Genomic DNA, 21,292 nt, shown 5'->3' with positions numbered 1-21,292 from the left:
TAACTTATAGCAAAAAATCAATATAATTGGTAGATTTCTGAATAATTATTACTTTTTTTGTAATGATGAATTGTTTTTTTTACAATTTCTTATTTAAGAAAAAAGAACAGGTTCAGTGACCTGTTCTCCTTTTCCATATATTATCGACTTCTTTCAAATGGGCGTTGTACTGCATTTCCAATATCTTGAATCATATCATTAAAGGTTGCTCCAATTTCTTCAAATGGTTCCCCTCCACGTAAGCGATCATTCATTCCTCTAATGTTCCTTACATGGTTGCGATCCGTTACGACATGAACATTTCGATTTCCGACGATATCATCATCAAGATTAGCACGTACACTTCCTTGAAATTCAGCTTCATCACCATCATGATCTGCACCTATAATAATATCGTCTCCATGAACAATGACATGGGAATCAGAGATATCATTTTCAGCTAAACGATCAGAAATTCTTGTAGCTAATCTTCCATCTTCACTATCGAAATAGCCATTCATTGTTTGGTTCTGACCGCGTGTATCATTTAAAGCACCTTCGTGGTTTCTTCTGTTAAAGCCACGTGTGTTATCTCGTCCTCTTATTTCACCTACAGTACTATCTTGGCGATTAAGAATCCCATTTTCATCAACCATACCAGGTTGATCATCTCCAGTAATTCCTCGTCCAAAACCTCTGTGATTTCTATTTTCACGTGCTTCATAAGCTGAAGTATTTTTATTACCACGATTATTTTGTCCCGTCACATTTCCATTACCTGTGTGATAGTCGTAAGCACTCCCAAAATTTCTTTCTTCTCTTATTGGATAGCTTCCGGACGGATAGTTACCAGAACCAACATAATCATTAGCAGTTGTGCCGTAGCCTCTTGCAGTATCCTGTCCAAAATTTGTTGAATAGCCAGTACGTGTATCATTCATACCAGCATCATTGACATCACCACAACCTGCTAACCCTGTTACTAATAAGCTTGCTGCTGTTAAGGTCATTGCTACTTTTTTCATAATAAACCTCCTCCTTTCACCCTTATCTTGCGTAGGAGAAGTGAATTTGATGCTAACAATTTATTGAAATTATTCGAGAAAACATCTTAACTGCTCGAAATAAATGTGTAGCGTACTATAAGAAAGGCAACATTGCAAATAAAATCATGATATAGATATAAAATTTATTTATTCGATTAGTTTTAAATTAATTTTCATTTACCACGCACTATTTTTTGTATGAAGTTCTCTGTTAACACTGGCAATAGAAAAGAAAACCATCTATTTAATTTTAGATGGTTTTCTCCATGTTTAAAGTTAACTATTCATTTTGACCTTCTTCATTATCCTCTTCTCTCCAACCATACCCTTGTTGAGACGGGTAATTTGGTTGCATTGGATTTTGAGGTGGAGTAGGTACTGTATGCATATAAGGTTGCATATATTGATTTACTCCATGGCCATGATGTGTTTGGACTGGCATTGGGAAATATGGTGTATGTGGTTGCTGATATGGAACAGCGGTTACATCACCATACCCTTGAATTGTATCATAATTCACATCAGGCTGTTCCTTATTGCCTTTCTTAGTTTTATCCACTTCACCATAAAAGCCATGAGGGTGTGGAGCTGGTGCTCCTGGCTGGTGTTGCATTGGTTGCTGCATTGGCTGTGGTGATACATGGCCACCATGCTGATACGGGTGCGCTGGTACAGGTGCTACTCCAGGATATGCTGGATACCCATAATATGGTGGGCATGGATAACAGCCTTGTTGGTACATTGGTGGCACTGGATAGCAATCTACTGGCATCGGCTGTTTCGTTTCAACAGGCTTAGGCTGTTTTTCTACTGGCTTTTTTACAGTAGGTGCTTCTTTTTGCTTCGGCATTTTAGGTGGTGCTGGAATTGGTGCAGCTTTTTGTTTGTAAATGTTAAAATTCATATCTGTTTTATGCATATGATAGGATGGTGTTTCTTTCATTGGGACTTTTGGTGGTGTTGGTACAGGTATTGGTGCCTCCTTTTCTTCTTTTATGGAAGGAGGCGGTGTTTTTTCTTTTACTGGTACTTCCTTTGCCTTTGGTTGTTCTTTTTTGGCTTTTTCTTGAGTCCCAAAATTTACAGACAGATTTTCTTTTTGATATTCCTTTTTTGCTTGAACACTACCAGTTGGAATTTTTATTTTCATTCCTGGCATTATGAGATCTGGATTACTTAAATTATCATTTACAGCTTTAAGCTCTTCGAAATCCACTCCATATTTTTGTGCAAGCTTCCAAAGGGTATCACCTTTTTGAACAATATGAATTCTCACTTTTCAGATCCCTCCCATAAAATATCACTACATACTATGCTAGATTGGGCGAATCGTCACACCTTTTTCATAAAACAATTCTTCTACTCCTCAAATAATTTATGCATCCATTTTTTAAATAGCACTGAAATGTATAAACAAAATAAAACTTTTTAATTTTAACCAAGTATTGTTTGCATGTGTGGTCTACCCTGAAAATAGAACCGTTTTACACGACTGCAAAACAAAGAAATAAGCATATGCGGTACTCAAGAAGGGTTCTAGAAGCCCACAAAGCAGTGAAAAATACAAATGCGGTACTCAAGAGGCTTTCTAGAAGCCCGTAAAGCAGTGAAAAAAACATATGCGGTAGCCAAGCAACCCAAGCAACGTCTAGACAACTGCAAAGCAGGAAAACCATGAGAAGTGGTAGCATTGAAAGAATATTTTTATTCTCCATGGTGCAAATTCTAACTTGCATGGGCGGTCTCCATTGAAAATAAAGCTGTTTCAGGAGTGGAGGGCAGCGACACAGTGTGAATCAGCAATCAAAATTTATTATTTCAATCGTGACACTCCAATTCCCCTCCCTAAGGAGAAATGACAACTTATCTAATTAACACCAAAAAACCTCCCAAAATAATTGGAAGGTTAATTTGAACACGTAACTTTATTTTGTGACTGAACATAAGGTTTCCCATTCGTAACAAGGATAGCTTCCTAATATTTCTACAGTGCAACCTAATGCCTTTAACTCTTCGCATACTCCAGGAATTAGGACTTTGTCTAATTTCATATCAGCATCAATAATAAAAAAGTAATTACCTAAACCTGTTTTCCTTGGTCTTGATTCAATTTTACTTAAATTTATTTTTCTCCAAGCAAAGGCAGATAAAACTTGATGTAACGCACCTGAAAAATCAGTTGGTAAGGTTATCATTAGTGTGGTTTTATAAGTAAGCTCCTTTTTTTCAGAGGAATCCTCTTCAGCTAACGATCCTTTTTTTAAAACAATGAATCGCGTTTGATTATTTTCGTAATCATTTATATCTGCCTGAGCTATGTCTAATCCATATTCTTGTGCAGAAATATCATTAGCTATAGCTGCTACAGTTTCTCCATCTAACTCACTAACAAGTCTAGCCGCTTCAGCAGTTGAATTTGTATAAGAAATTTCAGCATTTGGCAAATGTTCTCGAAGGAATTGATGACATTGGGCTATTGCTTGAGGATGGGAATAAACTTTTTTAACATCTTTCCAAGCTGTCGCATCCTCTTTTTTTACTAATAAATTTTGATTAATTGGAGCTGTTACCTCCCCAACCATTTCCATGCGTTGGTGGTGAATTAAATAATCTAACGTGATATTTACTGAGCCTTCAATTGCATTTTCTAATGGAACTACTGCACAATCTACATTGCTTTCATTAACTGCATCCATACAATCTGGAATGGAACGGAAGGGTACATGTGTTTCATTTGGAAACAAAGCCCTAGCAGCGGCTTCAGTAAATGATCCTTTTGGTCCTAAAAATGCTACTGTACTTCTAACCATCGTATTCTCCTCTCCTCACGTTCCTGATCCAATTAGTTCAACTTTTACAACAGAATCTAATTGTTCAATTTTCTTTACTAATTCAGTAACCTCTGCATTCATAGCTGCAGTTTCAATGGATAATGTTATAGTTGCTCTACCTTGTAATGGTATCGTTTGGTTTATCGTAAGTACATTTGCTCCGGTCTGTGCAACAAGTGATAAAAGTCTAGATAAGGCTCCTGAACGATCTTCAAGGTGGATGGAAAGAGTAATAATTTTTTCTTTGACCATTGTATGAAAAGGAAATATCCCATCTTTGTATTTGTAAAAAGCACTTCTACTTAAATTCACCTGTTTTACTGCAGTATTAATTTTTTCGCATTTCCCGCTTTCCAACAGATGCTTCGCCTCGACTGTCTTTAACATTGCTTCTGGAAGCATATCCTCTCTAACAAGGTAAAATTGATCTGTCCGTTTACTCACCATTGCCACCACCTAAAAATTCTTACTATTCATTCATTATAAAGATGAAAGAATTTATTGACAACAATATTCCACTATAATACTTATGATATATACTAAATGATTAAAAAGAGCAATTCGTTATAATAGAATCGCCCTTCTTAAAAGGATATTTCTTATGACAATAATCTTTATCATTAACTTATATTACACATTACTCCACAAACTCGAATTCATAATTCAATATACGTACAGTATCTCCATCTTCAGCACCTCGATCACGTAGTGCCTCATCAATTCCCATATGGCGCATTTTACGACTGAATCGACGTACAGAATCCTCTCGATCAAAATTTGTCATTTTGAAAATTGTTTCAATTTCATGCCCTTCAATAATAAATGCTCCATCATCATCTCTAGAAATTGTAAATGGATCTTCACGCTTATTGAATTTATAAACAACACGCTGTTCAATTTGTTCCTCTTCATATAAAGGAAACTCTGGCGTTGTCTCCACCTTATCAGCAATCGTTCGTAACAAGCTGTTTAATCCTGCTTTTGTAACTGCAGATATTGGAAAAATGTCTGCATCATTACCAATTTTTTTACGAAATTCCTCTAAATTTTCTTCAGAAGTTGTTAAATCCATCTTATTTGCTACGATGACTTGCGGTCTTTCCGTTAAACGGAGATTATATTCCTTTAATTCTTTATTAATCGTTAAATAGTCTTCATATGGATCTCTACCTTCTAAGCCACTCATATCAATAACATGTACTATTACACGAGTACGTTCAATATGTCTTAGAAATTGATGCCCCAATCCTACACCAGAATGAGCACCTTCTATTAAGCCTGGTAAATCCGCCATCACGAAGCTTCGTTGATCATCCGTTTCAACAACACCTAAATTTGGTGACAACGTCGTAAAATGGTAATCAGCTATTTTAGGTCTTGCTGAAGATACTACAGATAGTAATGTTGATTTCCCAACACTTGGAAAACCTACTAATCCTACATCTGCTAATACCTTTAGTTCTAATATAAGATTTCGTTCTTGCCCAGGTTGTCCATTTTCTGCTATTTCAGGTGCTGGATTTGCTGGAGTGGCAAAACGGCTATTCCCTCGACCACCACGTCCTCCATTAACAATCACTGCTTTTTGTCCATGTTCCGTTAGATCTGCAATTATTTTTCCAGATTCCTCATCAATCACTGTAGTACCTGGTGGGACCTTAACTAACATATCATCACGACTTTTACCATGTTGATTTTTAGGTCGTCCATTTTCTCCACGTTCTGCTTTAAAGTGACGCTGGTATCGAAAATCCATTAACGTCCTTAACCCTTCATCTACTATGAAAACGACATCGGCACCTTTCCCTCCATCGCCTCCTGCTGGCCCTCCATCTGGCACATATTTTTCACGGCGATAAGCTACCATTCCATTGCCACCATCACCAGCTTTAACATAAATTTTCACTTTGTCCACAAACATGATGTTCACCTCATTAAAAGATTAAACAAGTGTTAATTAGAAAACATAATATTCAAATAACATCCATGTTTATCCCATTCTAAATTTCTAATCAATGCTCCATACTGTTCTTTAATTTGATGAATACCTTTCCCAAAGCCTTCATCTATAATATTAAGATGCCCATGGAAATCTAATTCAAGCTCATATTTATTAATGTCATCTCTAAAAATAATGAATAGTTGATTAGAATCACCAAAAACAGCATATTGATCAAGTAAATAAACAACATCATCCAATACTTTCAATACGAAATCTTCTACTTTATCCCAGTCCTTTTTTCTAGTTAAAATTTCATATGAAAGTAAATAAGGATGTCTTTCCCAGTTAAAGGTTAACAATCGTTTGGCAACCTTTTGTATATTCATATTGGTTAAATCACTTTCATTCTTAGATTGTTGGATGACTTCCTCAATCAGACTTTCCACTTTTTCTACTCTTCCAATTTCTAAGTTCCCCTTTATTAACTGTAATTTATTCAACCAATCATGACGGTAGTGTCGCAAAACATCAACGACATCACAATCTTTTCCCATATAAACAACTCCCAAACATCTTTACCTGTGTTACTATTATTTACCTATCCCTTATCTTATCATAAGCAATAGGAGGATTGCCTTATAATTATTTGATAAAATTTATAAACTAGTACGGTAATGTCAAATTAAATTTTGTCCATATCCCTTCTGAAAAACACTGTATGGAACCGTTGTGCTTTTCTACAATTTGTTTTGTAATAGCAAGTCCTATTCCTTTCCCTAGTTCTTTAGTACTCACAAAAGGATCAAAAATATTCTTTTTAATAACTGCTGGAATAGGAGGGCCGTTATTGGCTACTGTTATTACAACACTCTCTTCCACTACATTCATCTGGATGATAACTTTTCTATCTTTATCCTTCATTAGAAGGGCATCAATCGCATTTTGTATAAGTTTATAAAGAGCTAATTTTAACTGATCCTCAATTCCTTTAATAACAATTTGCTTCTTTAATTGTGCATCTACTTCAATTCGGTGTTCATTAAATAGTGGTTGAAACTTACTTACAGCGTTAATGGTGAGCTCATTTAAGGAGACAAAATGGTGGTTAAAATCTTGATGATTTTTCCTATTAGATAAATATAGGATTTGATTCACTTGTTCTTCAAGCTCCATAATTTCTTGATTTATATAATCAAAGTAAATCCCCTCATTTGACGGTTTTTCTATTCTATTTTCCAATAACTGAATAAATCCTTTAATTGAAGTAAGGGGATTTCTAATTTCATGTGCAAAACTATTGGAAAGCTTAGATAGGATTTGTAATCTTTCTTGCTGTAACTGATAAATTTCATTCGATTTAATATTTAAATCTTCTTCATTTTTTGTATTCATTTCTATTGTATATGCTTTGAGTAATTCTAAGAAAAATTTGTTCATAGTTGCAATACTAGAAGCTTTTTCAAGTTCAGTAATAGGTTGCTTCTCTACCCAGTTTTCAAGTATCATTCTACAAGAATCAAAAAAAACAGTAAACTCTTCAAAATTAATATTCCTCGCATGTAAAAAACTAACAATTTCTTCCCCAACATCCTCGAAATCTAACTCCTTCGTCCCAGAAAAATATGATATAAAAAAATCAAATAAACGAGAGAAATCACCTGTTAACCTAGTAATATCTTCTTCTGTACAGTGAAAACACTCTCTAAATTCCTCTAAAACTTCGCTGATGATGAGAGGCTTCGCGTCAATAAACTTTCCAACTATTATTGTTTTTTGGTATGTGCTCACTTTTCTCTCACCTCAATGTTTTATCCAAACTTAAGTATAAAATAAGATAGCAATCAACGGAGCAAGAAATTTACGACAAAGAGATGGTTTTTCTGTGGGGATTATTCATAAAAGGTTAATAAATGACAAAATAGAATAACTTTCTACAAAAAACCAAAAGCTTTTCGACATTCTTTTATAAAAACTATTTTCTTTACAAGTAGAATAATGTGGAGATTATGTATATATGTAATATGGGTAAAGTAATAGTAAGTATTTAATATTTGAGATTGTAAAGGAGGATAATCTTTGTCCACTAATATGATTTATGGAAATACACCGTGTTTTTTAAATGGAGTTAATTTAGTTGAATCCCCTATAAAAGAAAAAGATATGGACGTGATCATCTACGGTGTCCCTTGGGAAGGTGCTGTTACTTGGGGTGATTATACAGGCTGTGAGTTAGGCCCCAAAGTGATGCGATTATGTTCAGCTAGATATAGCACTTATCTCCCAGAATTAGATCATATCCACATATCTGAACATTTACGAATTGGTGATAAAGGGGATATAGCTGTAATTCCTGCCGACCCCATAGTAACAAAAGAAAAGATAATGAATTTTTCCAAAGAAACGTGGAAAACAGGAGCTTTTCCCATTGCTCTCGGTGGTGACCACGGAATTACGTACCCCATAATTGAAGGTTATATTAAATCATCAGGGAAAAAAGTTGGAATTATACATTTAGATGCTCACTATGATAATAATTTACACTCCGTAGGTGATCCATACGGAAGGGGATCCCCATTTGCCCGTTTATATGAAACAGATGGCGTACGGAATGAAAGTATTGTACACATGGGAATTCACGGTCCTAGAAACAAACCTGAAAATGGTCGCCTTGCCAAAGATGTCGGAGCTACAACTATTACGTCCAATCAAATTCGTGAAGCAAATGACTTAAAAAGCTTAATTAGAAAAGCATATGAAATCGCTTCTAATCAAACGGATGTAGTATATTTAAGTATTTGCTCAGATGTCCTTGATCATGCTTTCAACCCTGGTGGTCCTGCTGATGGTAATGGGTTAACTTCCTATGAATTACTTTCCATTGTATATGAAATTTGTAAGCTAGGGGTAATTGGTATGGATTTTGTTGAAGTGTATCCGCAGCAGGATGAGAATGACTTTAGTTCCCATTTTGCTACGACAATATTACTTTATGCAATGGCTGGTCATATTCATTTTAAAAATAAAAATATTTGACGTTTATTTATTTAAAAAGTAGGATAATGTCCTAAGTAGGAGATACTCCTCCAATATATACCTCTTCTTTTTTCATATAGGTGCTCCTAAATATATATTTAGGAGCACCTTTTTGTTTTGTATATGTTAATGGCTATTGTTCGTATCTTTTATTAAACTTATTATTTCATTTATTCCATTTTTCCCTTGATCTATACAATCTGGAATTCCAATTCCTTTATATGATGCACCTGCTAAAACTACTCCAGGAAGTTCACTTCTTAACCCTTCATATACTTCTGTTAATCTATTTAAATGTCCTACTTCATATTGAGGCATTGATTTTTTCCACCTAGTAACTTTAAAAAAGTTAGGCTTTCCAGAAATATTCATGATATTACTTAAATCTTTCATGACAAGTGAAACAATCTCTTCATCTGATTTATTTACGATGTCATCATCTCCAGCTCGTCCAACATACCCTCGTAACAAGGCATAACCATCAGGTGCTGAATGCTCCCACTTTCGATGGGTCCATGTACAGGCAGTAATAGAATAATTTGTTTTTTTGGAAACAACAAAACCTGATCCATCTATATCCTTTTGTATTGCCGACTTTGGAAATGCTAGAACGACAGTTGCAACTGATGTTGAAGGAATTTCATTTAAGTAATTCATAAATGAGTGATTCCCAAGTAGTTTATATGTTATTTCATGAGGGGTTGTCATAAGAACGTAATCTACTTCATCTGTTTGCCCATTATCAAATTTCAAAAAATATCGATTCTTTTCTTTTTTAAACTCTGATACCTTGTAATTTTTCTTAACAACAGAATCATCTAAGTGATCTTCTACTGCATCTACTAATGATTGTAGTCCTCGTTTAAATGACAGAAACATGCCTCTTGGCTTCCCACTTTTTTTCTGTTGAGTCCCTTGTTGCTGCTTAGCAATAGAAGACTTCATGCCTAATATTAGACTTTTGTACTTTGCTTCAATCTGTTGAAAATGAGGAAAAGTAGCTTGTAAACTGAGTTTATCAATATTTCCAGCATATATCCCTGATAACAGGGGTTCAATTAAACGATCTACTACTTCGTTTCCTAATCTCCCTCTAAAGAACGTTCCTAAAGAAACATCATTCCCATCCTTTATTACTTTTGGAAGAAACAAATCTCCAGCGGCTCTTCCTTTTCCAATTGGTGAAAAAAGCTTCGTGCTTAAAAAAGGCCCCCATTGTGTCGGTATCCCCATAATGGCACCACCTGGCATTGGATAAAGGGAACCTTCATGTAAAATATACGATTTTCCTGATGTATTATATACAAGCTCATCCCCAAGTCCCACGTCGTTAGCTAGGTTTGATGCACTTACCTTTCTAGCCAAAAAGGAATCGGGACCTAATTCCATTACAAATCCATCCGAAATCTCTGTATGGATTTTCCCCCCGAGCTTTGAAGACGCCTCATATAGAGTAAATTCAGCATCTATATTGTTATCTCTAAGCTCTTTTTGTAAATAATAAGCTGCACTGATACCTGTTATTCCTCCACCAATAATTGCAATTCTTTTTTTAGACATTAATTTCCTCTTCCTTTAGTCGTTTTTCAATAACTGTAGCAAGGGTGGCAATAAATGTTTCTTTTGCATTAGGCATCTCTGGACGATAATAACCTACACCTAATTCATCCGTAATTACCTTACATTCATAATCATTATCATAAAGAACCTCTAAATGATCAGCTACAAAGCCTACTGGACAGTAAACAAAAGCTTGATACTTATTATTGTTATAAAGTTCCCTAGTAAGATCTTGTACATCTGGTCCTAGCCATGGTTCAGGAGTGTTCCCCTCACTCTGCCAACCGATTTCGTAATGCTTTATTCCTGCCTTTTCTGCAATTAATGCTGCTGTTTCTTTTAATTGCTCAGGATAAGGATCACCATTTTGTAATATTCTTTCTGGTAAGCTATGTGCTGAAAAAATAACAACGTGATTTGCCTTTTCTTCTTCAGTCATATTCTGTCGAGTTTTTTCAATTTCATCAGCCCAATATTGAACGAATTTCGATTCATCATACCAGCTATCCACTGTCGTAATTCTTGGCCCTTGAATACTTTCCGATTCTTCTACTGCCCGTCCATTATAAGACTTCACACTAAATGTAGAGTAATGAGGAGCTAATACGATACTCACCGCCTCCTCAATTCCATCCTCTTTCATTTGATGAATGGCATCCTCAATATAAGGGTCAATATGCTTTAATCCTTGGTAGGACTTAAATTGAACATTTTCACACCGTTTATTTAACTCTTCTTCTAATTTTATCGTTTGTTCTTCCGTTATTTTCGCTAATGGTGAAATACCACCAATGGCTTCATAACGACTTATTAAATCATCTAATTGCTCTTTTGAAGGCTTCCTCCCTCTACGAATGTGTGTATAGTATGATTCCACTTCATCAAGACTTCTTGGTGTCCCATAAGCCATGACTAATAGTCCAACCGTTTTTTTCACAGTTTAGCACCTCTTTATTTTATTGGTTTAATTTTGCAATTCGTTCAGCTGAGTATTCATGAACAAAGCTTGTTAAACGCTTTAATGTTTCTGGTTTAATCTCAGGAAATACACCATGGCCAAGATTAAAAATAAACCCTGGGTGTGTTAATCCTTGATCGATGATTCCTTTTGCTTTTTCTTCAATAACATCCCATGGAGCCATCAATACACATGGATCTAAGTTTCCTTGAACAGTTTTAACAATTCCATCTTTTCTTGCTTCTGCAATAGGGTATCGCCAATCCAATCCAACAACATCTAAAGGTAGGTCGTGCCAATCCTTTGTTAAGTGTCTAGCACCAACACCAAACATTATTAAGGGCACTCCTTCCCCTCTTAGTTCAGTAAAAATTCTTTCCATAATTGGTTTTACAAATTTCCGATAATCTTCTTGATTCAAAGCTCCAACCCATGAATCGAAAATCTGTATTGCTTGAGCACCAGCATGAATTTGGCTTTTTACATATGTAATGACCATATCTCCAAGCTTTTCCATCAATTGGAACCACGCTTCTGTTTGTGAATACATAAACGCTTTAACCTTATTGTAATTCTTTGACGGGCCACCTTCAATTAAATAGCTCGCTAACGTAAATGGTGCACCACTAAAGCTTATTAGAGGGACTGTTAATTGCCCTCGTAAAATTTTTATCGTTTCTAAAACAAAGTCTACATCCTTTTCAGGCTCTAGATTTCCTAATTTCATGACATCTTTTAGACTTTCAATTGGGTTACTAATAACTGGCCCAATACCAGACTTTATTTTTACATTAACACCAATAGCTGGAAGTGGCGTCATAATATCTTTGTAAAGTATAGCTGCATCATTATTGTATTGATCAACAGGTAGCTTCGTTACCCATGCACATGTTTCTGGTCGATGAGTGATTTCCTCTAAGGAATATTTCTTTTTTAGTTCTCTATACTCTGGCTGTGATCTACCAGCTTGACGCATATACCAAACCGGCACATGACTAACTTGTTCTTTTCTACATGCTCTTAAAAATTGATCATTCATTTTTGTCATCTAACACAACATCCCTTCTGGTCTATGTAAGCTTTAATTGTAATTTTTTATACTCACTAATTTAAATTATCATAATAACGAAGAAGTGACTGCCTCAGAAGCATTGTTTTACTATTCTGAGACAGTCCGTGTCTTTTATTAAATCCTATTCTAAGAGGCTCTCTCACCTTGTGAAAATAAACGAAATTGAGTTCTCACAATATTGGATGGTTCTCCCTCACGATTAATTTGTGGGCTATATGGAACCACTTTATAAGAATAGGAGGAAAATATATTTGCACCTGTAATTGTGTATTCGTGCTCACCTTCAATTTTTGCAACTTCCTTATACCCTTCAGAAGTTTCTTCATATAAAACATATTGTAACCTTTTATCGTCACTCCCTGTCCATTGAAGGTGAATATTTGCACCACGCCATCCTAAAGAAACATTAGCAGTTAAATCATGAATATCAACTAAACGAATAGGTTCAGCTAAATCAACAATTCCTGTTGGTGCTTCAAAAGCAATCGGTTTTGATTCATTTTTTGAAAGAACATGTTTAAAAAGTTTCGTAGGAACATTACTTCCATCTGTTAAATAATGCATATCATCTGTCCTGTCGTACCCCATCCAAACAGTCCCCGTTAAAGTTGGGGTAAACCCAGCAAACCATATATCTCGATTAGCTCCAGCTACTCCTTCAAAGGCAGTGGTTCCAGTTTTTCCAGCTAAGGCACCGTCATACGTACCCCATATTCCTGTTCCATCTTCAATTACCGATTCTAACATACGTGTCATATACCATGCAGTTTGTGCAGAAATCACCTGTTCTTCCTGTACTTCTCGTTCAGCAATTACTTCGCCATTACGATCATAAATTTTAGAAATAAAGCCTGGTTCTCGATAATAGCCTCCATTAGCAAATGTAGCATAAGCAGTTGCCATCTGTAGTGGAGTTACACCTTCATGGAGGCCACCTAATGCTAAAGCAAGCCCCTCTTCTTCCATAGTAATTCCTTGTGTTTGTACAAATTCCTTGGCATGATCAACACCTAATTTATTTAATAACCATACAGCTGGTGCATTAGCAGAGTCTTTGATAGCATCATACATACTTAATTCTCCATTATACCTATGGTTAAAATTACGAGGAACATATCCGGTATAATCAATCAATTCATCTTGCAGCAACGAATATGGATGATATTCCCCACTCTCAAGTGCTGGTGCATAAACAGCTAATGGCTTAAATAATGATCCTGGCTGTCGCTTTGCATGAACACGATTAAAGCCACGTCGAACATATTCACGTCCACCTTGAACTGCAACGACACCACCAGTTTCATGGTTGATAAGAACAATACTTCCTTCAACAGGACTTTCACCCGTTGAAACTGGAAACTGATTATCATCCTGAAAAGTGTCATAAGAGGCTTGTTGAAGTTTGGAATCCATTTCTACAACAATCTTGTATCCACCTCTTAATATTTCTTCCTGTGATAGATGGTATTTATTTTCAGCCTCCTCTAAAACTAAATCTACATAAGAGTGATATGCAGGATTTTGAGTAAACCTTGTAGGCTGTATAGAAACTGTTCTCCCCTGTAACCTTACTGCTTCTTCTGCAGTTATAAATCCTCTTTGCTCCATTAAGCTTAAGACAAGGTCTCTTCGTCCTTTGCTCCGTTCTATATCATTAATTGGTGAATAATGATTGGGTGCTTTAGGTAACGAAGCAAGCAAAGCTCCCTCCTCAATTGCTAATTCTGAAGCATCTTTGTTAAAGTACATTTTACTTGCTGCTTGTATTCCATGAGCTCCGTGGCCAAAGTAAATTTGATTTAAGTACATTTCAAGAATTTCATTTTTGGTATAACGTTCTTCAAGATTAACCGCAATCAAAACTTCTTTCGTTTTTCTTAACCATGTTTTATCATGTGTCAAAAACACATTCTTCGCTAATTGCTGCGTTATTGTACTTCCACCTTCCACCTTTGCTCCTGCCATTATATCTCTATGCAAAGCTCGTCCAATTGCTCGGAAATCAACCCCTTGGTGGGAAAAAAATCGATGGTCCTCTACTGCAATAAAGGCATTTTGTACATGCTCTGGAATATCATCTATAGAAATTATTTCTCGATTTTCAACAAAAAGCTTTGTTATCTCTTCTCCATTTTGGTCTTCTATTGTTGTAGATGCATGCATCACTAACTGTTTATTATCAATGGCATAATTCCCAAATAAAATAACCCCTAAATATAATGAAAATCCAACAATAAAAATGGACAATAAAAAGACAACACCAATAATAATCCGTTTAATCATAAAAAATCACCTCCACATAAACTATCATACTTTATGACGCGAATTTTGGCGAATGAATAGTTATATTAAATGGGTTTACAGTTCACTATTTATTCATTTCTTTAATTCAATGTATATTTACACGTATTCCTATTCATATTGTTTACGAAAATACTCGAAAAATGTTTCAAAGTCAAAAAGAATTGAAATTTTATTTCCTATTTTAATTGCTACCCTGAAAATAATTTTTTTCAAATAAACTTAAAGTTAAGTAAGGATTATTTAATCTTCAAAAAGTCCTTCTAGTACTTTAATAGAAAAATCCGTGATAATATATTAGCATGTATCATAGAAGTCAATAATGAAATGGAAGATAATTTAAGGGTTTATTATATGGAGGTTACTTTAATGGATATATTAGGCGTGTTTCATATTACAGAGTTTACATTTATATCTTTGTGGATTGCACTATTTGCTGGTGTCGTATCATTCTTATCCCCATGCGTCTTTCCACTTGTCCCAGCATATATTGCACAATTAACTGGAAGTAATATTTCAAATAATCAAGTAATGGCTGATCAAAAGCTTATTATATCGAGAAGTATTGGTTTTATAATCGGTTTTACATCAATTTTCTTAATATTAGGTGCTTCATCATCATTTATTGGTAATATATTTTTTCAAAACCAAACATTGTTAGAAAGACTAGGCGGTATTATAATCGTTCTCTTCGGCCTTCAATTAATGGGAGTTTTCAATATTACATTCCTATTAAGTGAAAAAAGACTTTCTAGACCAACAAAGTCTGCAAGCTTCGGCCGTTCTGTTATATTCGGTCTTGTCTTTGCCGCTGGTTGGTCTCCGTGTATCGGACTAGTTCTAGGATCTATTCTTACTCTTGCGGCTCAAAGTACAGATGCATATGGGGCAATGATTCTATTATTAATGTACTCATTAGGTCTTGGAATTCCTTTTTTACTTGTTGCAGTTCTTTATTCCAAGTCTTTAGATAAAATTCGTAACATGAATCGATATTTACCAATCATCCAAAAATCTAGTGGTGTCATAATGGTTATTTTAGGTGTTATGTTATTTACAGGTATTTTTGCTAGAATGGCAGGTTACTTATCACAATTTATCCCATTCAATATATAAAGTAATACTAAAAATCGTTAAAGGAGAGAAAAAAATGTTTGATAAATTAGATCAACTTTTAAATACTTCATTTAATGAAATGGTAGAAATACGTCGCTATCTACATCAGTACCCTGAATTATCCTTTCAAGAAGTAGAGACGCCAAAATATATTTCAAATTATCATAAACAATTAGGTCATGACGTTCGTGAAGGTGTTGGTGGTAGAGGAGTTGTGGCTACTTTAAAAGGTGGAAAGCCTGGTCCTACCATAGCGTTACGTGCAGACTTTGATGCATTACCAATACAAGAGGAAAATGATGTACCATACAAATCAAAGGTAAAAGGGGTCATGCATGCATGCGGACATGACGGTCATACAGCCCAATTATTAGTTTTAGCCAAAGCATTAAACCAATTAAAAAATGATTTATCTGGATCTATCGTCTTTATTCATCAACATGCGGAGGAGTATGCTCCTGGTGGCGCTAAGCCAATGATTGAAGATGGTTGTCTTGACGGTGTGGATGTTATATTCGGAACACATCTATGGGCAACGGAACCATTAGGAAAAATTCAGTATACAACTGGTCCTATAATGGCTGCTGCTGATCGATTTGAAATTCTTATAAAGGGAAAAGGAGGACATGGGGCACAACCTCACTATACGAAGGACTCTATTTTACTTGGTGCACAAATTGTCCAATCTCTTCAGCACATCGTGAGCCGTAGGGTAGATCCCATGGATTCAGTAGTTCTAAGCTTTGGTGCTTTTGAAGCGAAGAATGCCTTTAATGTTATTGCAGATTCAGCCAGACTAGAAGGAACAGTACGAACTTTTAGTGAAGAAGTACAAAACAATGTAATAAAGGAAATGGAGCAAATTGTTACAGGTATAGCAAGCAGTTTTGGTGCAGATGCAAAATTAAACTATTATAAAGGATATCCTGCTCTTATTAACCATCCAAATGAAGGGGAATTTGTTAAAGAAGTAGCTTCTACAACTCCTGGAATAGAAGAGGTTGAATTAATGAGACCTCAAATGGGTGGAGAGGACTTTAGTTACTACTTGCAGAATGTAAAAGGGGCATTTTTCTTTACTGGTGCAAAGGATCCAAATGTGGATGAGGCATACCCTCACCACCATCCGCGTTTTAATATTGATGAACGTTCTATGCTTTTAGCCGCTAAAACGTTAGGGCGATTAGTATTGTCTACTTCTATAAAGTAATTGTTTTCATTATAAGAAAAGCGCAAGGCGCCCCAATTACGCCTTTGTACAGCCCACGTCCTGTGGGCAACGGTCAAATCTTCGCCTGCCTAACTCCAAGTTATCATTAGAAAAAAGCTTATAAATTCTTACCTTTTTATAAAAAACGCTTAGGCAATCAGTTTATAGAAACATAAACTGATACTCCCTAAGCGTTTATTAATTATCTCATCTTCATTCACTGAATTAGTTTGCGGTGACGAAAGCTGTTTTTTGCATGATCTCCTAAAACATCGAGATAATGATAGTTTGCCACTGCTCCAACAATGGCACCGAATCCTGGAATCAATTGTAATGTTTTTGGTAGATCAATAAAATCACGATATTCTAACTGGAAGGTTTTCCAATCTATTGATTCCATATAAAACTCTTTACTAGGGAGATTCACTTTCTCTACTTCCCAGCTTTTTATTTTTTCAAGTGCAGCTTTCTTTTTATCTTCTTTCGAAAAAGCTAACTGAAATATAGTCAATAAAAATAACCGTTCCCTATAGTCAGAAACATCATATCCATAAATTTTTGCTGTATCGAATAAGAATTTCATCTTTATACTTAATAATAATGGAAAATCTGCCAAGCCTAATAATAGGCCCCCTGCTCCAGTGCCAGCCCCTTCAACAGCTGCGGTTCGTTTATACATTACAATTCTTTTTTCTATTAGCGTTTCTCGTACCTCTAACGAAGCCTCTTTAATAATCTCTTGATCTGAAAAGTAATCACTACCTGCCAAAGTTGCCTTCACCATGTTTTTTATACTCTCTGAGACGGTACGGTGAACTTTTTCTGGAATTTTATCATTAATTTTATTTTGCCAATTTTTCGCAATTTTATTTGTTATGGATAGGGGTTGTAATGCTTTTCTTTCCCATCGTTCAAGCTCTCGCTGTACCTTCTCCTCATACGTTGACATAAAACCCCTCCAATCCGTTTTGTAGAATAAAATTACATTGCATTGTATAACTTAGGTAATCTAAATAGCCCATGTAGTACAAATACAAGGAAGGTAATGACAAGACTAATGACACCTTCTATGAAATTAAAGGCTATAACAGATCCGATCCCAAACACAATTGCTTGAATACAGCCTAATACAAACAGCCAAAATTTATGACTTTTGAATTTTTCCATTGACGAAATAGGATATAAGTCGACCATTTTACTCGTATTGAAATGTAACCTTAACGTTTCGATTTGTAGAGCAGTCATATAAGCAAAAAGAGCAACAATGAACCATCTACCCCAATCAAGTTGAACAATACTTAAAAATAGCAAGCCTAATAAGGTTAAACGAATGTAAATGCCAAAATAATCATTTGCACGACTAAAGGCACGACTAAACATATAGTGATAAACGTTCTTTTGTTTAAATGAAACTAATTTATATAGAGGTGATAACCAATTCCGACTTCTTACTTTAGATTTGAGAGCAGGTACATCCGTAAAGGAGTTAGCAACTCGATAAAAGGTCATAATTGTTTGATCTTCAATTTCAACCAATCGGTCCCACTTTAAGCTATGATATTTTGATAAACGATAGAAGTACCCCAAATAAAAAATTATAAGTGCTCCAGCAATTCCACCAATAATCCAGATTGGCTGTATGGAAAAAAGAGCATAAACGCTAACACCAGTTAACCCTAACCGAATAATCGTATGAGTTAAATAACGAGCTTTCTCTTGAAGTCTCTGTTCTTCAAAACCAGCTGCTAGATTCCACCATTTTAAACCTATTAATAAGAAAAGAATGGATAATAGAAAGCTACCTGAAGAATGGACACGATCAAAAAATAAAGGTGCCAGGACTAACAAAAGTAAAGATAGCCAAATCGTTTCCATAACTAAACTATAGAAAATAGATGAACGAAAATAACCTTTTAGTTTTCCCTCTCGAGGAGTTAAAAAGAATAAATCTCCTTGCTTAGCAAATGTCCTAACGCGCCCCCTAGTGATGAACCATGTAAATACTAGAGTAAAAAAAAGTGTTGCAGGAAATGTCTCTGGTAACCACTGTAAAAATTGCCCATAATAATAACTACCAAATACGAATAAGAGATATATGGTGAAGAGAAACCCACTATTACCAATCAATTTTAAATATTTAATAGCCATCTCCCAATATTCACTTCGTCTATTTTGCCAGAGCTGTTTTTCATTCACCATCGTCATCTTCCCTCGTCATTTCAACATATATTTCATCTAAGTCCGCCCCAGGCATATTCGCTTGGATCTGTAACTCCTTTAATGTTCCTTGTAACAAAATTTTACCTTCATGAAGTAAAATAAAACGATCACAATATTTTTCAGCAGTTGCTAGAATATGAGTGGACATAAGTATGCCGCACCCTTCTGCCTTCATTTCTAGCATGCGATCTAAGAAGGACTTAATGCCGATAGGGTCTAGACCTACAAATGGTTCATCAGCAACGTATAGGGATGGACGAATTAAAAAGGCACACATAATCATTACCTTTTGTCTCATCCCTTTTGAAAAGTGACTTGGAAACCACTTCACCATTTTGGTCATTCTAAATTCCTTCAATAATCTTTCTGCTCGTTTTTTAAATGTTTCTTCATCAAGTCCATACGCCATTGCAGTTAATTCTAAATGCTCCCACAATGTCATTTCTTCGTATAAGAGGGGCATTTCAGGAATATAGGCTAACCCTTGGCGGTATTCATCACCACTTTCCGTCCAGGTCTTCCCTAACAGACGTACATGACCAGCATGGGGCTCCATTAATCCCAATATATGCTTTATTGTAGTACTTTTTCCAGCTCCATTTAGTCCAATTAACCCTACGATCTCATACTTATTTACGGTAAAAGATAAATCGTGTAACACTGGTTTGCTCCGTTGATAACCACCAGTTAATTTCTCAATTGTCAATAAAGGCTCCATTTTTCTATCCCCTTTTATAACAGCTAGTATAAATATTGCCAACTTGTACCATCTTTAACTATAACCAATTCTGTATCTTTTTTAAAGCTATGACCGTACAACTTGATCAGATTTTTCAGATGTAATGAAAATTAAACCCAGCATCGTGATGATAAGCATCATCACTAACCAGGCTACATAAAATGGGGAAATGTGAACCCTGATTATTCCTGCTATAAATGGAGATGAAATCGTTCCTACTGAAAATACTGCAGATAAAAATGCAAAGGCTTTTCCTCTGTCACCCTCGTTTATATTTTCTACTACAAGTGTCATTAATGCAGGGAAAATTAAACCTGAAGCAATCCCAAACAAAATTAAACTCCCAAAGGATGGTATCCCTTCAAGGATCATTATCCAGCATAATGCACCAGCCATAATACATAATCCAAATAAAGTTCTAACTTTCGCTGATATGCGGTGAACAGTTATAAAGCTAAGTATTAGTAAAGTCCCAATTCCTATCACTCCTGCCATTTGTCCAACAGAACTTTTAGACATTCCTTGTTCTATTGATAGAAATGGTAGTTCATACATTAAGGTTCCTTGACTAAACATAATTGCGAATCCCGTTAGAAATACAGGGAGAAGCGGTGGATAAAAAAACAATTGTAGCATTCCTGTACGATTCATTCCTCTTTGAATTGCCACTCTCGGCTGTGATAAATAAAAAATAGATAATAAAAAAGCAATCCCTGTTGTAAAACTTATCACATAATAAGCACCATCAGCTCCAAACCTTTCTCCTATAAAACCTCCTATTACAGGAGCAACAGCCATTGCCAATGTAACCATAAAGGTATTCATAGCCATATTCTTACTTTGTGATTGACTATTTTTTGCAAAGGATGCTAACAATGTCATACATGCCGGTGTTAAAAATGCTAAAACAAATCCGTTTATAATTCTTAGAATAAACAAGGTTGTAGTATTTACAACAAATGTGTGTGCAAATAATGAAATGGACAATAGAAATAACGGAAAGACAATAAACATTTTCGATCCATAACGATCAATATAAGAACCTGCAATCATATTTCCAGTTAAATTTACAAAAGATGTGGCGCTTAACATGATCCCAACAAGTAAGCTTCCTGCTCCTAATGAAACTGCCAACGGAGTAAATACGGGAAACTGCATATGTATACTTATAAATATTAAAAACAATATAATATATAAAACAAATTTTTCATTTCTATTTTGCATGAATACTCACTCCTTACATCAATAATCTATGAGTGAAATTTCTCTATTAGACATGCTTTTT

At 35.3% G+C, this 21,292-nt stretch carries 18 protein-coding genes; 3 read left to right on the top strand and 15 right to left on the bottom strand.

The window, feature by feature from the left end; all coding sequences use genetic code 11:
• Positions 1–140 precede the first annotated feature (140 nt).
• The 7 genes from QA612_RS02920 to QA612_RS02890 all read right to left on the bottom strand — a co-directional run bounded on the left by QA612_RS02920 (position 141) and on the right by QA612_RS02890 (position 7,586).
• A complete protein-coding gene (locus tag QA612_RS02920; RefSeq protein WP_278282257.1) occupies positions 141–1,004 on the bottom strand; it encodes a YhcN/YlaJ family sporulation lipoprotein in 864 nt (287 codons plus the stop codon).
• A gap of 301 nt (positions 1,005–1,305) precedes the next feature.
• Entirely contained in the window at positions 1,306–2,301 is a 996-nt protein-coding gene (gene safA, locus QA612_RS02915) for a SafA/ExsA family spore coat assembly protein (protein ID WP_278282256.1), read from the bottom strand.
• A gap of 649 nt (positions 2,302–2,950) precedes the next feature.
• Positions 2,951–3,835 carry a prephenate dehydratase gene (gene pheA / locus QA612_RS02910; RefSeq protein WP_278282255.1) on the bottom strand — a complete coding sequence of 295 codons (885 nt, stop codon included), beginning with the start codon at positions 3,833–3,835 and terminating at the stop codon, positions 2,951–2,953.
• A 15-nt stretch (positions 3,836–3,850) separates the two neighbouring features.
• Positions 3,851–4,303, bottom strand: coding sequence for an ACT domain-containing protein (locus QA612_RS02905; RefSeq protein ID WP_278282254.1), 453 nt, complete (start codon positions 4,301–4,303; stop codon positions 3,851–3,853).
• A 190-nt stretch (positions 4,304–4,493) separates the two neighbouring features.
• Positions 4,494–5,777 (bottom strand): GTPase ObgE, encoded by a 1,284-nt coding sequence (gene obgE, locus QA612_RS02900; RefSeq protein WP_278282253.1) that lies wholly within the window; start codon positions 5,775–5,777, stop codon positions 4,494–4,496.
• Between the two features lie 32 nt (positions 5,778–5,809).
• Entirely contained in the window at positions 5,810–6,352 is a 543-nt protein-coding gene (locus QA612_RS02895; RefSeq protein WP_278282252.1) for a Spo0B domain-containing protein, read from the bottom strand.
• A 109-nt stretch (positions 6,353–6,461) separates the two neighbouring features.
• Positions 6,462–7,586, bottom strand: a complete 1,125-nt coding sequence (locus tag QA612_RS02890; protein WP_278282251.1) for a sensor histidine kinase — start codon at positions 7,584–7,586, stop codon at positions 6,462–6,464.
• A 288-nt stretch (positions 7,587–7,874) separates the two neighbouring features.
• Between QA612_RS02890 and QA612_RS02885 the strand changes: the two genes are divergently transcribed.
• Positions 7,875–8,831, top strand: coding sequence for an agmatinase family protein (locus QA612_RS02885; protein WP_278282250.1), 957 nt, complete (start codon positions 7,875–7,877; stop codon positions 8,829–8,831).
• A 126-nt stretch (positions 8,832–8,957) separates the two neighbouring features.
• Here the strand turns inward: QA612_RS02885 and hemY are convergent, their stop codons facing one another.
• From hemY to QA612_RS02865, 4 genes are all read right to left on the bottom strand, one after another.
• Positions 8,958–10,391, bottom strand: coding sequence for a protoporphyrinogen oxidase (hemY, locus tag QA612_RS02880; protein WP_278282249.1), 1,434 nt, complete (start codon positions 10,389–10,391; stop codon positions 8,958–8,960).
• Positions 10,384–11,328: a ferrochelatase gene (gene hemH / locus QA612_RS02875; RefSeq protein WP_278282248.1), complete on the bottom strand. Its 945-nt coding sequence runs from the start codon at positions 11,326–11,328 to the stop codon at positions 10,384–10,386. Before hemH ends, hemY begins: the two co-directional genes overlap by 8 nt.
• A gap of 19 nt (positions 11,329–11,347) precedes the next feature.
• On the bottom strand, positions 11,348–12,397 hold the full coding sequence (gene hemE / locus QA612_RS02870; protein WP_278282247.1) for a uroporphyrinogen decarboxylase: 1,050 nt from the start codon (positions 12,395–12,397) through the stop codon (positions 11,348–11,350).
• A gap of 150 nt (positions 12,398–12,547) precedes the next feature.
• Positions 12,548–14,704, bottom strand: coding sequence for a transglycosylase domain-containing protein (locus QA612_RS02865; RefSeq protein WP_278282246.1), 2,157 nt, complete (start codon positions 14,702–14,704; stop codon positions 12,548–12,550).
• Between the two features lie 387 nt (positions 14,705–15,091).
• Between QA612_RS02865 and QA612_RS02860 the strand changes: the two genes are divergently transcribed.
• Positions 15,092–15,838: a cytochrome c biogenesis CcdA family protein gene (locus tag QA612_RS02860; RefSeq protein ID WP_278282245.1), complete on the top strand. Its 747-nt coding sequence runs from the start codon at positions 15,092–15,094 to the stop codon at positions 15,836–15,838.
• 34 nt (positions 15,839–15,872) lie between these two features.
• Positions 15,873–17,048, top strand: coding sequence for a M20 family metallopeptidase (locus QA612_RS02855; protein ID WP_278282244.1), 1,176 nt, complete (start codon positions 15,873–15,875; stop codon positions 17,046–17,048).
• A 217-nt stretch (positions 17,049–17,265) separates the two neighbouring features.
• Here QA612_RS02855 and QA612_RS02850 read toward each other — a convergent pair whose 3' ends face one another.
• The 4 genes from QA612_RS02850 to QA612_RS02835 all read right to left on the bottom strand — a co-directional run bounded on the left by QA612_RS02850 (position 17,266) and on the right by QA612_RS02835 (position 21,231).
• Entirely contained in the window at positions 17,266–17,997 is a 732-nt protein-coding gene (locus QA612_RS02850) for an EcsC family protein (RefSeq protein WP_278282243.1), read from the bottom strand.
• Between the two features lie 32 nt (positions 17,998–18,029).
• Positions 18,030–19,247, bottom strand: coding sequence for an ABC transporter permease (locus QA612_RS02845; protein WP_278282242.1), 1,218 nt, complete (start codon positions 19,245–19,247; stop codon positions 18,030–18,032).
• Entirely contained in the window at positions 19,237–19,986 is a 750-nt protein-coding gene (locus QA612_RS02840) for an ABC transporter ATP-binding protein (RefSeq protein WP_278282241.1), read from the bottom strand. Before QA612_RS02840 ends, QA612_RS02845 begins: the two co-directional genes overlap by 11 nt.
• An 87-nt stretch (positions 19,987–20,073) precedes the next feature.
• A complete protein-coding gene (locus QA612_RS02835; RefSeq protein ID WP_278282240.1) occupies positions 20,074–21,231 on the bottom strand; it encodes an MFS transporter in 1,158 nt (385 codons plus the stop codon).
• Between the last annotated feature and the right edge of the window lie 61 nt (positions 21,232–21,292).

This window comes from Evansella sp. AB-P1, assembly GCF_029688925.1.
Taxonomy (GTDB): Bacteria; Bacillota; Bacilli; order Bacillales; family Salisediminibacteriaceae; genus Evansella.
This window is presented reverse-complemented; position numbering and strand designations above follow the sequence as displayed.

Coding starts and splice junctions, on each gene's coding strand:
- QA612_RS02920 (WP_278282257.1), bottom strand. CDS start 1,004: ATGAAAAAAGTAGCAATGACCTTAACAGCAGCAAGCTTATTAGTAACA.
- pheA (WP_278282255.1), bottom strand. CDS start 3,835: ATGGTTAGAAGTACAGTAGCATTTTTAGGACCAAAAGGATCATTTACT.
- QA612_RS02905 (WP_278282254.1), bottom strand. CDS start 4,303: ATGGTGAGTAAACGGACAGATCAATTTTACCTTGTTAGAGAGGATATG.
- obgE (WP_278282253.1), bottom strand. CDS start 5,777: ATGTTTGTGGACAAAGTGAAAATTTATGTTAAAGCTGGTGATGGTGGC.
- QA612_RS02895 (WP_278282252.1), bottom strand. CDS start 6,352: ATGGGAAAAGATTGTGATGTCGTTGATGTTTTGCGACACTACCGTCAT.
- hemY (WP_278282249.1), bottom strand. CDS start 10,391: ATGTCTAAAAAAAGAATTGCAATTATTGGTGGAGGAATAACAGGTATC.
- hemE (WP_278282247.1), bottom strand. CDS start 12,397: ATGACAAAAATGAATGATCAATTTTTAAGAGCATGTAGAAAAGAACAA.
- QA612_RS02865 (WP_278282246.1), bottom strand. CDS start 14,704: ATGATTAAACGGATTATTATTGGTGTTGTCTTTTTATTGTCCATTTTT.
- QA612_RS02860 (WP_278282245.1), top strand. CDS start 15,092: ATGGATATATTAGGCGTGTTTCATATTACAGAGTTTACATTTATATCT.
- QA612_RS02855 (WP_278282244.1), top strand. CDS start 15,873: ATGTTTGATAAATTAGATCAACTTTTAAATACTTCATTTAATGAAATG.
- QA612_RS02850 (WP_278282243.1), bottom strand. CDS start 17,997: ATGTCAACGTATGAGGAGAAGGTACAGCGAGAGCTTGAACGATGGGAA.
- QA612_RS02845 (WP_278282242.1), bottom strand. CDS start 19,247: ATGGTGAATGAAAAACAGCTCTGGCAAAATAGACGAAGTGAATATTGG.
- QA612_RS02840 (WP_278282241.1), bottom strand. CDS start 19,986: ATGGAGCCTTTATTGACAATTGAGAAATTAACTGGTGGTTATCAACGG.
- QA612_RS02835 (WP_278282240.1), bottom strand. CDS start 21,231: ATGCAAAATAGAAATGAAAAATTTGTTTTATATATTATATTGTTTTTA.